Origin of the sequence: Psychrobacter sp. DAB_AL43B, from assembly GCF_900168255.1 — a bacterium.
Classification (GTDB): Bacteria; Pseudomonadota; Gammaproteobacteria; order Pseudomonadales; family Moraxellaceae; genus Psychrobacter.
In genome coordinates, this window is sequence record NZ_LT799838.1 from 710,564 (window position 1) to 723,226 (window position 12,663).

Annotated in this window: 11 protein-coding genes; 8 read left to right on the plus strand and 3 right to left on the minus strand. The window is 40.7% G+C overall.

What is annotated here, in order from left to right; all coding sequences use genetic code 11:
• Positions 1 to 178: 178 nt before the first annotated feature.
• Entirely contained in the window at positions 179 to 1,984 is a 1,806-nt protein-coding gene (locus DABAL43B_RS03085; RefSeq protein ID WP_079691015.1) for an NAD(P)H-hydrate dehydratase, read from the plus strand.
• A 24-nt stretch (positions 1,985 to 2,008) separates the two neighbouring features.
• Here DABAL43B_RS03085 and DABAL43B_RS03090 read toward each other — a convergent pair whose 3' ends face one another.
• Positions 2,009 to 2,509 (minus strand): DUF4124 domain-containing protein, encoded by a 501-nt coding sequence (locus tag DABAL43B_RS03090; protein WP_079691016.1) that lies wholly within the window; start codon positions 2,507 to 2,509, stop codon positions 2,009 to 2,011.
• 891 nt (positions 2,510 to 3,400) lie between these two features.
• Here DABAL43B_RS03090 and DABAL43B_RS03095 point away from each other — a divergent pair.
• From DABAL43B_RS03095 to DABAL43B_RS03125, 7 genes are all read left to right on the plus strand, one after another.
• Positions 3,401 to 5,113, plus strand: a complete 1,713-nt coding sequence (locus tag DABAL43B_RS03095; RefSeq protein WP_197684682.1) for an acetolactate synthase 3 large subunit — start codon at positions 3,401 to 3,403, stop codon at positions 5,111 to 5,113.
• A complete protein-coding gene (ilvN, locus tag DABAL43B_RS03100; protein WP_079691018.1) occupies positions 5,113 to 5,610 on the plus strand; it encodes an acetolactate synthase small subunit in 498 nt (165 codons plus the stop codon). The genes DABAL43B_RS03095 and ilvN overlap by 1 nt, the downstream gene beginning before the upstream one ends.
• Before the next feature lie 166 nt (positions 5,611 to 5,776).
• Complete coding sequence (gene ilvC, locus DABAL43B_RS03105; protein WP_079691019.1) at positions 5,777 to 6,793, plus strand: ketol-acid reductoisomerase; 1,017 nt, start codon at positions 5,777 to 5,779, stop codon at positions 6,791 to 6,793.
• 272 nt (positions 6,794 to 7,065) lie between these two features.
• Positions 7,066 to 7,491, plus strand: coding sequence for a hypothetical protein (locus tag DABAL43B_RS03110; protein ID WP_079691020.1), 426 nt, complete (start codon positions 7,066 to 7,068; stop codon positions 7,489 to 7,491).
• A 380-nt stretch (positions 7,492 to 7,871) separates the two neighbouring features.
• Positions 7,872 to 8,084 carry a cold-shock protein gene (locus DABAL43B_RS03115; protein ID WP_010196799.1) on the plus strand — a complete coding sequence of 71 codons (213 nt, stop codon included), beginning with the start codon at positions 7,872 to 7,874 and terminating at the stop codon, positions 8,082 to 8,084.
• A 758-nt stretch (positions 8,085 to 8,842) separates the two neighbouring features.
• Positions 8,843 to 9,592 carry an electron transfer flavoprotein subunit beta/FixA family protein gene (locus tag DABAL43B_RS03120; RefSeq protein WP_079691021.1) on the plus strand — a complete coding sequence of 250 codons (750 nt, stop codon included), beginning with the start codon at positions 8,843 to 8,845 and terminating at the stop codon, positions 9,590 to 9,592.
• 132 nt (positions 9,593 to 9,724) lie between these two features.
• Entirely contained in the window at positions 9,725 to 10,657 is a 933-nt protein-coding gene (locus tag DABAL43B_RS03125) for an electron transfer flavoprotein subunit alpha/FixB family protein (protein ID WP_079691022.1), read from the plus strand.
• Between the two features lie 104 nt (positions 10,658 to 10,761).
• On the opposite strand, the gene DABAL43B_RS03130 is transcribed toward DABAL43B_RS03125, so the two are convergent.
• Both DABAL43B_RS03130 and DABAL43B_RS03135 read right to left on the minus strand, forming a co-directional pair.
• Positions 10,762 to 11,556, minus strand: a complete 795-nt coding sequence (locus tag DABAL43B_RS03130) for a TrmH family RNA methyltransferase (protein ID WP_079691023.1) — start codon at positions 11,554 to 11,556, stop codon at positions 10,762 to 10,764.
• A gap of 101 nt (positions 11,557 to 11,657) precedes the next feature.
• Positions 11,658 to 12,641 (minus strand): class 1 fructose-bisphosphatase, encoded by a 984-nt coding sequence (locus DABAL43B_RS03135; protein WP_079691024.1) that lies wholly within the window; start codon positions 12,639 to 12,641, stop codon positions 11,658 to 11,660.
• Between the last annotated feature and the right edge of the window lie 22 nt (positions 12,642 to 12,663).

A 12,663-nucleotide genomic window follows, 5' to 3' on the forward strand; every position in this document is an offset into this window, starting at 1 on the left:
AATATGAGTATGATAAGCCAGTGAGCTAAGAGCGCAAGTGGCAAAGCAAATAAATCTGCATTCATATTGATACATCAGTTAACGTACACTTTTGCTAAGCTAATATGAGCGATAAAAAAGTAGATATTTAAAATAATATAATATAAAACAACTTCCTAAAAACACTCGAGAACAAACCATGCAAATAACAGCTAATATATCATCGAAAACAACAATGCCTATAGCGCTGTATAGTAGTAAGCAGCTCTATGCTATGGAGCAAGCATGGTTTACCGAAGGTAATGATAGCTTCGGTCTAATGAAACAAGCTGCATGGCAAATGGCGCAATATATTGATCAGATTGATGAGCAAAAACATCTTAATGCGCACGGATCTACTCATGCTAAATTTTCTCATCGTCGTCATACTCGCCAGCGTTTAGCCAATATTTGGATAGGAAAAGGCAATAATGGCGGTGATGGTTGGCTCATTGCTTATTATTTACAGCAAATGGGCTGGCAAGTGCAGGTAACAACGGTCGGCTTTAATAAACATGATTTTGAGTTAGTTAATCTTGAAAGAAATAATATTGAAAAATCTGATATAAGTAGCAGCTCTAAGAAAACCGATTGTATTACGGATGCAGCAAAGGCTCTACAGACAGCGCTATCTGCTAATTGTTCTTACCAGCGCTTTGAAACCAGTGCTGATAAAAAAAATGAGAAAATAGATAAGGGCGCGCAAGCTGATGTTTATATCGATGCGCTATTTGGCATTGGCCTAGAGCGAGCGCCTGAGAATGTTTATAAGCAGGCGATTTGCGCTTTTAATGAAGTAGCACAGCATGCAGAGGCGTTGGTTATCGCGGTTGATATTCCAAGTGGGTTGGTTGCTTCCACGGGTCAAGTATTTGACCATATAGCGATACAGGCGGATATAACGTTATGTCTTATCGCACGAAAATTCGGGCTGCATACCAAAGATGGGTTGGACTATAGCGGCACAGTTATTGACATACCACTGATACCTTATCAGGTGAATGGTAAGGAACTAACGCCAGTTGCTACACTCATTACTTCCGCTCATAGTTTAAAGCCACGCCGCCAAAACAGTTATAAAGGCAGCTATGGACATGTATTGGTCATCGGTGGCAATCGCATTGATGGCTCACAAGGTATGGGCGGAGCAGCCATACTGTCTGCGTCAAGTGCGATGGCAATAGGCGCTGGTAAAATCACTGTCGCTTGCCATGAAGCGTTTCATGGCGCACTACTAACCTCACTACCAGATGCAATGACTATCGACTTACATGATCAAGAGGGGGTGAATCGTCTTATTGAGCAAGCCAGTGTGATCGCTATTGGTATGGGACTGGGCCGTGATGAAAAAGCAAAGTTGATATTTATAAGTTATATGCAGGTTGCCATAGCACAAAGTAAGCCATTAATAATCGATGCCGACGGTCTCTATCATTTGGCATCATTACAAAGAGATAATCATAAACTAATAACGCAATTGAAAGAACATAGTGTCGATTATCAGGTTTGCTTAACGCCGCATAGTGGCGAAGCTGCTAGGTTATTAAATAACGAGGTTAGTGAGGTAGAAGACGATAGATTAGCAGCGATAAAGCAGTGTGCAACGAGTTATGGTGGTGATTGGGTGTTAAAGGGAGCAGGGTCATTAGTTTTGGAGCAGAAAAAAGAGCAAACGCATGTGTACGTTTGCGGAGCGGGTAATGCCGGTATGGCAACCGCTGGTATGGGCGATGTGTTATCGGGTGTGGTTGCTGGGTTACTTGCGCAGCAAGATTTAAATGAAAAACCGCGTAGTTTGCACCAAGCGGTTCTTATCCATGGATTGGCAGGAGATGTTTTAGTAAATCAAACAGCTGCTTGTGAAAATAATGATGGGTCATTATTAATAGGACAACGAGGTTTGCAAGCTCAAGATATGCCAGCTGCTATTCGCCATGTTATCCAGTTAATAACCGATAATTATTAATCATCAAATAGATTGGTCTTGGTATTAAGTGGCAGAGCCATTACAGTACTGAGTGATTGCTTGTTGAACACGCTCACGCTTAAGCTCAATTTCACGACCATCTAGATATTGGCGTTTGCCATTGGCATCCATCTCATAGATGCGCCCACCCACATTTAGATTGGTTAAGTTGTTACGTAACGACTGACAACGTTGGGCATTCGCTTGCGCTTCTTGCTCTTTGATACGCGCTTCTAATTGTGCAACGCGCTGTTCTTCGGCACTTTGCGGTGCAGCTTGGTTGGCTTCGGTTTTGCCTGCTAGCTGTCCGGCATTGCTCTGTCTGCCATCACTGCGGAACTCAATAACTTCAATATTTCTACCATTTTGCGGCGCATGTTGGCTGTATTTAACTTCGCCATGTGCACCAATAGATTTGTATACTTGAACAGCATGGCTGGCGCTCATTGGCAACATGAGCATACACGCAGTGCTGACACTAATAAGCAGTTTGGCAGCGGTATTTATGGTAGACGCATATGCCATGGTAACGATCCTCTTAATGGGTAAAAAACATGTGTATAAATAAACCAAGGATAGTAGTTAACGTCCTCGATAACAATATAAATACATTACTGTTTGATTCTAGCAAATAACTCTTATGAATGTACATTATTTAATAACCAATAGTTAGGGATGGGCTTTAGAAGTTTTTCTTGACAATGGTGCCCAAACCATCGAATATAATAGCAGTTGATTGGTCAGTGAGCGGCTTTTATGATATTGCCGTGGCACTTGAAAATAAGGACTACGGGTTGCTTATCGGTAGCTTGCTTAGCTTTATTATCTTTGTGACAATAATATAAAATAAATAGCAGTTATAACCATTGCTATTGAAATCTATATTTATTGTCTCCGGACTTATCCGTCTACAATGACTAAGATAAACTTATTATTAACGTGATTTTTAAGATTTTGCCGTTATAAAAAATAGAGTGTCATGTGTGTTTTTAACATTTACTCATTAAACATGTTATAAGATTTCGCAATCATATAACGTGATATAAGCTATAAAATATAAGCTTTGAGATTTGTTCTATCATTCTGTATCCATCTATTTATTATCAGCGCAAGCTCGTATGCATTACAAATAATAAGCTTCTTTTACAGATGCGCTCGCATCTTGTCACTGTAAATAGATAAACTCCTGTCGCAAAGCTGACCTTAAATATATTGCTATGTTTGAGTAGTATGCTGTCTTATAGAACAGCACAACTTAGATGTAGTGGGCACATATTCTTGCCACAAAAAAAGGTGACGACAGTGACGCAAACCACGCAAAGTCCGAATATGACTGGACATACCCAAACGGGTCATGCTGCCAAAAACTTCGAAGAAAAGCAACAACGCCTTGCTGAAGGGAGCAATGAGCCTGTGATGCTATCTGGCGCTGAGATGTTGGTGCAAGCACTAACGGATGAGGGCGTCAAATATATCTTTGGCTATCCAGGCGGTGCCGTTCTTCATATCTATGATGCCTTGTTTCAACAAGAAAACATTGAGCACATCTTAGTGCGTCATGAGCAAGCAGCGGGCCATATGGCAGATGCTTATTCACGGGTGACGGGTAACACAGGTGTGGTACTGGCGACTTCTGGCCCTGGTGCCACCAATACAGTGACTGCTATTGCTACTGCCTTTATGGATTCAGTACCGATGGTAATCATCTCTGGACAGGTACCCAGCAGTTTAATTGGTGAAGATGCTTTCCAAGAAACCGATATGATTGGTGTGTCGCGTCCCATCGTTAAGCATAGTTTTCAAGTACGCCATGCTAGCGAAATCCCAATGATTGTTAAAAAAGCCTTTTATATTGCGCAGGCTGGGCGTCCAGGTCCTGTTGTAATCGATGTTCCTAAGGATATGACCGCGCCTAGCGAAAAATTCGCTTATGAATATCCAGAAGAAGTATTTATACGCTCATATCAGCCTTCATTAAAAGGTCATAGTGGTCAAATCAAAAAAGCGGTTGAAACCTTACTTGCTGCTAAGCGCCCGATTATTTACTCTGGTGGCGGTGTTGTTTTAGGTAATGCACACACAGAACTAACGGATCTTGCCCATCGCTTAAACTTACCAGTAACCAATACTTTAATGGGTTTGGGTGCTTTTCCTGGCTCTGATGAACAGTTCTTAGGTATGCTTGGTATGCATGGTACTTATGAAGCCAATATGACCATGCACCATTCGGACGTCATATTAGCAGTTGGTGCACGTTTTGATGACCGTGTGACCAATAACGTCAAAAAATTCTGTCCAAATGCGACGATTATTCATATTGATATTGACCCTACGTCTATCTCAAAAACTATTCTTGCTCATATTCCTATCGTTGGCGATGTCAAGTCAGTGCTTACTGACATGTTAGACATTATCGGCGAAGATAAAGAGCTAGACCAACCAGCGTTATTGGATTGGTGGTCACAGATTAATGAGTGGCGTAAGCGTCATGGTTTGCGCTATGACACCAGTACCGATAATGGTATTAAGCCACAAGCGGTCGTTCAAGCCTTGGATAAAGTGACTAATAGTAACGCTATTATCACTAGTGACGTTGGTCAGCATCAAATGTTTGCGGCTCTTTACTATACCTATAATGAGCCGCGCCAATGGCTGAACTCAGGTGGTTTAGGTACCATGGGTGTTGGCTTGCCGTATGCGATGGCAGCGAAACTTGCTAACCCTGAGCGTGATGTGGTTTGTATTACCGGTGAAGGCTCTATTCAGATGAATATTCAAGAGCTATCAACCTGTTTACAGTATGATTTGCCAGTTAAAATTCTAAACTTAAATAATGCGCAGCTGGGCATGGTGAAACAGTGGCAAGATATGCTGTATGAAGGTCGTCATGCGCATTCTTATATGAATTCTTTACCAGACTTCGTAAAACTGGCTGAAAGCTACGGTCACGTCGGTATCAAGATTACTGATCCTGCGACTATGGAAGCACAGTTGGCTGAAGCCATGGCAATAAAAGATAGATTGGTATTTATTGACGTTTATGTCGATCGTAATGAGCATGTGTATCCGATGCAAATCGCTGGACAGACGATGCGTGATATGTGGTTAACAAAAGGGGAGCGTACCTAATGCAACAACAACATCTGATTTCGGTATTGATGGAAAACGAAGCGGGTTCGTTGTCGCGAGTGGTCGGTTTGTTCTCTCAACGTGGCTACAACATCGAAACTTTGAACGTTGCGCCAACAGACGATCCGAGTATTTCTCGCTTAACATTAACCACCATTACTTCACCTGAAAAAATAGAACAAATCACCAAGCAATTGCATAAATTGATTGAAGTGGTTAAAGTGCTTAATCTATCAGATACCGTACACGTCGAGCGCGAGTTGATGCTAATCAAAGTGCGTGCGACTGGCGGTGTACGTGAAGAGATCAAACGCAGTGCAGACGTTTTTCGCGCACAAATCGTTGACGTCAATGCCAGTTTATATACGATTCAAATCGTCGGTGACAAAGCAAAGCTTGATGGTTTTATTGATGTGATTGGTCGCGAGCGTATCATGGAAGTGGTGCGTTCAGGCGTGATTGGTATCGCTCGTGGCGACAAAACGCTAAGCCTATAATCAGCGTTTACTGTATTTAAAATACTATATTTAAAATATTGTATTTCAAACTTATTTATTCAACATTAACATAGCGCTTATCTCACCAATCACCTTAAAACAGTGGCTGTAATTTAAGTGTTTATTTATCCATGGCACGCCATGATTTAGGAAAAGGACTCTGTTTATGAACGTTTATTATGATAAAGATTGTGATCTATCAATCATCCAAGGTAAAAAAGTTGCCATTATTGGTTATGGTTCACAAGGTCATGCGCACGCGCTTAACTTACAAGAATCAGATGTCGATGTGACCGTCGGTCTACGTGCAGACTCAGGCTCATGGAAAAAAGCAGAAAACGCAGGCTTGAAAGTTGCTGAAGTTGCCGATGCGGTAAAAGCGGCTGACGTTGTCATGATTTTGACGCCTGATGAGTTCCAAAAAGAGCTATATCAAAACGAGATTGAACCAAACATCAAGCAGGGCGCAACTCTTGCCTTTGCTCATGGTTTTGCCATTCACTATAACCAAGTAGAGCCGCGTAGCGATCTTGACGTCATCATGGTTGCGCCAAAAGCACCAGGTCACACAGTACGTAATGAATTCGTAAAAGGTGGCGGCATCCCAGATCTTATCGCTATCTATCAAGATGCTTCTGGTCAAGCCAAACAATTAGCGCTATCTTATGCGGCTGGTGTTGGTGGTGGACGTTCAGGTATCATCGAAACCACGTTTAAAGATGAAACTGAAACGGATCTATTTGGTGAGCAAGCAGTATTATGTGGCGGCGCAGTTGAGCTAGTAAAAATGGGCTTTGAAACGCTAACAGAAGCCGGTTATGCGCCAGAAATGGCTTACTTTGAGTGTTTACATGAGCTAAAGCTTATTGTTGACCTCATGTATGAAGGCGGTATCGCTGACATGAACTATTCAATCAGTAACAACGCTGAATATGGCGAATATGTAACTGGGCCTGAAGTTATCAATGAGCAATCACGTGAAGCGATGCGTAATGCGCTAAAACGCATTCAATCTGGTGAGTATGCGAAGATGTTTATCTCTGAAGGTGCAACGAACTATCCATCAATGACGGCTCGTCGTCGTAACAATGCTGAGCATCAAATCGAAATTACAGGTGCCAAGCTACGCGGTATGATGCCTTGGATCGGTGGTAACAAAATCATCGATAAAGACAAAAACTAATTTGATATCAAGTAATTAATAATTGATTAATAAATTAGTCTAAAAAAGCCCACGCTATCAATGATAGCGTGGGCTTTTTATTGATAGATATTTTTATATGCTTCGGTCTGTCATGGTTGAAAATCTATAACGTCTGCCTAATATAGGCAGACATTGTTATATTTATTAGTAGCGTATCCATTTAATTAGCGCTCTTATTATCGACTATCTTTGAGCTATCAATGCCAAGGATTCTCTCATGCTTCTTTTCTATAGATTACAGGTTGTCTGTTGTGCAAATATCTTATCCTGATTGGCTAACGCCGCAATTCGTATATATTACTCTTAGCGCTGTGGTCGCAGTTCTAATTTGGATAGAAGGGGAGATGCTCAAAAAAACCGATGGCAAACTACCCCAATCTAAGTTTTTTCAAATCAGCTCGCTCTTAGATACAGTCTGGTTCTTTGTTTCCGTTGTGATGTTATACGCGATTGATCTAACGCCGTTGGCGGTTGCTGTGCCTGCCGCTTATGGTATTTATACGACTTTTGGCTGGATATATGGCACGCGACTGTTGAAGCGTAAAGGCATTCCCGAATCTCCTAAAGATTTGGTAATACCCGCCAAATATATCGCCTATAGCCAGTCATTTTCGCTGATATTTTTTGCGTTATGTTTATTGGTATTAAGCTCACCATGGTTACCTGTTCCTCAGTAATTTTCTTTGTTTGATTGCAGAATAGTGAGCTTCAGTCGTATGGTCTATTGCGTTAGATAGTTTATCTATATTCAAAATATAAAGATGTGTCTAATAAAAAATATCTTTCATATCAATAGATTATGTGGTCTTTACTCACTATTATAATTTCTCAAAACGGATTTTAATAGTTTACAAAAATCATCAATTTAAGCTGTTGCGCTTATGAAAAGCTGTTATAATCAGATTGTACTCGAAGGATTTTAGGTAAAAACATTAAGGTATCTTCAAGATGGTTTAATTGTTTTGACCTTTGCATTTAGCAGAAAATTATTTGGGTACATATCAATTAATCGGTGATGACACACGTCTCGCCAACAGTTAAAGAGTTAGGAAAATTTATGTCAGATAAAGTTGAAGGCACTGTAAAGTGGTTTAATGAAGCTAAAGGTTTTGGTTTTATCGCTCAAGACAATGGCGGACAAGACGTATTCGCTCACTACAGCGCTATCCAAGGTGGTGGTTTCAAGACCCTAGCCGAAGGCCAAAAAGTGTCTTTCATCTTAGGTGATGGCAAAAAAGGCCCACAAGCTGAGCAAATCGAAGCTATCTAATCTGATTGGGTATTGAGTAAGCTGATTCTCAGCAAGCTTAATCACAGTAAGATTAATCAATAGTCATTGATACCTTTGTTTGTTAAAACAATAAAAATACTGTTTAGACTTTAAAAAAGAGCAACCTCTGATCAGGTTGCTTTTTTTATGACATTTTTTCTTGTGAGAATAACGAGATGTTGTTGTAGGTTTTTTGCTATCACTAGCCGCAAATTTCTATCAATACTTCAAAAAATTAATTTCGGCAGCATTTTATCCTTTTAAAGTGAATCGACTATATTGCTCAAGTTTTCCCTATTTTTTAAAATACGACCAAAGAAATAAATAATAACAAAATGTTAAGTAGTCAAAGGGCTGTGAATGCTATAAAGATGGATAGTATCAGCGAAAGAAAATTACAGAATTGTGCGCTTATAACTATTTATTATAGAATAGTGACAAATTTATGACGCATTATTCACGGCGTTGTCTTGACCTTATGACTGTGCTCACGCAATATACATAGGTCTGATAATAACGGTTGGCTTAGCTTTAGCGGATTTTATGAATATGGGATATGATGCTGATACACTTTTGGTATTGGATTTTTTTCTTCATTAACTATTTTTTGCTGATGCAGTAACAACCTTGAGTACCATTTTGAACGACGATTTGAAGCAAAATTTGAAAGACAGTTTAGAAGATATTTTGAAAGAAAATGAACCTTTGGTTCTTAACTGACAATTTTTTAATTCATAACATTAATAAACGAGGAACGTATGAAAGCATTAGTAGCGGTCAAGCGTGTCATTGATTACAACGTAAAAGTTCGTGTAAAAGCTGATAACTCTGGCGTAGATTTATCTAACACTAAAATGTCAATCAACCCTTTTGATGAAATTGCAGTAGAAGAAGCGGTTCGTCTAAAAGAAGCCGGTGTGATTGATGAAATCATTGTTGCATCCATTGGTCCAAAAGAATCACAAGAGCAGATTCGTGCTGCTTTAGCATTAGGCGCTGATCGTGGTATCTTGGTATTGACTGATGACAAGCCTTATCCACTACAAATCGCTAAAATACTTAAAAATATTGCTGAATCTGAGTCAACTGATATTATTCTATTGGGTAAACAAGCGATTGATGATGATAATAACCAAACTGGTCAGATGCTAGCGGCATTGATGGGTATCGGTCAGGGCACCTTTGCTTCAGAAGTGAAAGTTGAAGGCGATAAAGTCAATGTGACGCGCGAAATCGATGGCGGCTCACAAACGGTTGCACTTGATTTTCCAGCGGTTATCACCACTGATTTGCGTTTGAATGAGCCACGTTATGCTAAATTGCCTAACATCATGAAAGCAAAGAAAAAGCAGCTTGATGAAAAGACGCCAGCTGATTTTGGTGTTGATATGGCTTCTAAGCAAGAAATTATCAAAGTCGTGCCACCTGCTGATCGTAAAGCTGGTATCAAGGTGGGTTCAGTTGACGAGTTGGTCGATAAGTTAAGAAATGAAGCAAAAGTAATTTAATACTTTGCTACAGCATATCTGGTACAACGTTATTATGTCTAAACTGTTTTTTATTCAAATTAGGCGTAAAAATCACTTTGTACACCAACAACCGCATGAATAGATGATACGAATAAATCAAGGATAAAAACAATGGCAATTTTGGTATATGCAGAACACGACAATGCCAGTCTAAAAAAGGCAACTTTAAATACTATCGCTGCTGCTAAGCAAATAGGCGGCGATATCCATGTATTGGTCGCTGGTAGTGGCAATCAAGCTGTCGCTGACGAAGCGGCTAAAGCTGAAGGCGTGAGCAAAGTACGGTTAGCAGACAACGCTGCTTATGAGCATCAATTGGCAGGTAACGTGGCATTATTGGTTGCGGACATTGCTGGTGACTATAGTCATATCCTTGCACCAGCCACAACTACTGGTAAGAATTTTCTACCACGTGTTGCAGCATTACTTGACGTCAGCATGCTATCAGAAATCTCTGCTGTGGTAGATGCACAAACATTTGAGCGTCCTATCTATGCTGGTAACGCGACAGCAACAGTTAAAACCTCAGAAGATAAAGTGGTATTAACCGTACGTACTACCGCCTTTGATCCAGTAGCAAGCGAAGGTGGTTCAGCTACTGTCGAAACTATTGATAATGTTCAAGACCTTGGTAAAGCAAGCTTCGTAAATGAAGAGATGGCTAAATCTGACCGTCCTGAATTGACCTCAGCAAGTATCGTGGTTTCTGGTGGTCGTGCACTAGCAAATGGTGAAAACTTCACTAAGTACATTGAACCATTGGCTGATAAACTTGGCGCTGCTGTTGGTGCATCACGTGCTGCAGTTGATGCAGGCTATGTACCAAACGATATGCAAGTCGGTCAAACGGGTAAAATCGTTGCACCAGATTTGTATATCGCAGTAGGTATTTCAGGCGCTATTCAGCATTTAGCGGGTATGAAAGATTCTAAAGTTATCGTTGCGATTAATAATGACCCAGAATCACCTATCGCAAGCGTTGCTGATTACTTCTTAGAAGCAGATTTGTTTGCAGCATTACCTGAGCTAACCAGTAAGATTTAATTGTTATTTAGTAAGTAATTAAATACAAAAAAACCCGCTATTATTTATAGCGGGTTTTTTTGTATTTAACTTAAAAAGTGTATTTTTGATTCAGTTAAATAACATTAGCTATAATTTCTTTGACGTAAAGTCTCATATAAGCATAGCGAGCCTGCAATCGCTACATTGAGGCTTTCTTGTCCATTAGGCTGTGGTAGGGCGATAGGTGTAGCGCATTGCATCAGCTCATCACGAACACCTTGACCTTCATGTCCCATAATCCAAGCAATTGGTTTCTTTAGGTCATGTTGATAAATGACTGTATCGGTATGTGAGCTGGTCGCAAACAGCGGCGTTTGTACATAGTCTAAAATATCTTGCACACTTAAATCTTCATAAATAGTCAGTGCAAACTGTGCGCCCATACCTGCTCGCAATGTCTTTGGTGACCAAGCTTGTGCGGTGGCACTAGTACAGAGTATGGTATTAATGCCAACGGCTGCTGCGGTACGTAGCAGGGTGCCGACATTACCGCTATCTTGCACATCATTGAGAATCAGACAATCATTGTTAATCGTTGATAAACTGGGCATTGGCACTTTAATAATTGCCATGATATCGATGCCAGTGCCCAAGCTCCGAATACTCTCATACAGTGAATCTGATAAAATTAAAATCGGCGTATAGGTTGGCAGACGAGTTAAAACTTGCTGAACTTCAGGATGATAATGCGCCGATTCAGCTAGCAATATTTGCACAAATGGATAGTCACTACGCAGGGCAGCATCGATGAGGTGGACGCCCTCAATGACTGTTTGACCTTGTTTTTTGCGTTGACGAGCTTGCGTCAACAAGCCCTTTACTAGCTTGACCGTCGTATTCTTATCTGAGGTAATAAGCTCAGTGGGATTTGCTACCATAGTGAATCGCTTAGAAAAAATGTAGAGTATGTGAACGATTCGTATAAAGCTGTTATTTATTTGACTCTATACGGCTCGTCCTCAAAGTGTGCTTAGCTGACTTATTTATCAGCATAATTTAAATGTAGCTCTTTAATATAATCGACTTCATTTTTGCTACCAAGTACCACAGGGATACGCTGATGGATATCAGTTGGCTCTATATCTAAAATGCGATTAACCGCATCAGTTGCAGCGCCACCAGCACGTTCAATCAAAAGGCTCATCGGATTGGCTTCATACATTAAGCGCAATTTACCTGCTTTATTAGCATACTTCGTATCAAATGGATAAGTGAAGAGACCACCGCGACATAAAATGCGATGCACGTCACCAACCATTGCTGCAACCCAGCGCATATTAAAATCGCGACCACGTACACCTGTTTCGCCAGCGATGAGTTCATCGATATATTGTTGCATCGGCGCGCGCCAGTAGCGGTAATTTGACGCGTTGATGGCATATTCGCTGGTATCGGCATCGATTTGGATGTTTTCTTGTATCAGTACATACTCATTCGTGTCTGGGTCTAGGCTAAACATGACGACACTATCTGTGATGGTCAGTGCTAGGACGGTCGAGGTGCCGTATAATAAGTAACCTGCTGCTAGCTGCTGATTACCAGCTTGTAAGAAATCACTATTTTCACTGGTTTGACCTTGGCGCTGATACGGTAGAATAGAAAAAATAGTACCAACGGCCATATTGATATCGATATTTGATGAGCCATCAAGGGGATCAAATAGCACCAATAAACTGCCATCAGCATTGGCAGGAGTAGCATCATCCAGCTCTTCGGAAGCAACACCCGCACAATGTGCATTTTTTGCCAAAGCGTCTAACAATAAATCATTGGCCAGTACGTCTAATTTTTTTTGATCCTCACCTTGGACGTTTTGATTGCCAGCTTCACCTAAGATATCTGCTAAAGCACCTTTTCTAAGTAGCTGTGAAATAGTCTTACCAACGTCAGCAACGGTAGTAATGACGTCATTAAGGGCAAGATTGGTTGCATGAGCTTTTAAATAGTTTGCTAGGGTCGTCATAATGCTTCCTAATAAATGGTAT

Bases quoted from the DNA above. Each gene is read 5' to 3' on its own strand.
- ilvN (WP_079691018.1), top strand. From the start codon at position 5,113: ATGCAACAACAACATCTGATTTCGGTATTGATGGAAAACGAAGCGGGT.
- DABAL43B_RS03085 (WP_079691015.1), top strand. From the start codon at position 179: ATGCAAATAACAGCTAATATATCATCGAAAACAACAATGCCTATAGCG.
- DABAL43B_RS03120 (WP_079691021.1), top strand. From the start codon at position 8,843: ATGAAAGCATTAGTAGCGGTCAAGCGTGTCATTGATTACAACGTAAAA.
- DABAL43B_RS03115 (WP_010196799.1), top strand. From the start codon at position 7,872: ATGTCAGATAAAGTTGAAGGCACTGTAAAGTGGTTTAATGAAGCTAAA.
- ilvC (WP_079691019.1), top strand. From the start codon at position 5,777: ATGAACGTTTATTATGATAAAGATTGTGATCTATCAATCATCCAAGGT.
- DABAL43B_RS03135 (WP_079691024.1), bottom strand. From the start codon at position 12,641: ATGACGACCCTAGCAAACTATTTAAAAGCTCATGCAACCAATCTTGCC.
- DABAL43B_RS03095 (WP_197684682.1), top strand. From the start codon at position 3,401: ATGCTATCTGGCGCTGAGATGTTGGTGCAAGCACTAACGGATGAGGGC.
- DABAL43B_RS03125 (WP_079691022.1), top strand. From the start codon at position 9,725: ATGGCAATTTTGGTATATGCAGAACACGACAATGCCAGTCTAAAAAAG.
- DABAL43B_RS03090 (WP_079691016.1), bottom strand. From the start codon at position 2,509: ATGGCATATGCGTCTACCATAAATACCGCTGCCAAACTGCTTATTAGT.
- DABAL43B_RS03130 (WP_079691023.1), bottom strand. From the start codon at position 11,556: ATGGTAGCAAATCCCACTGAGCTTATTACCTCAGATAAGAATACGACG.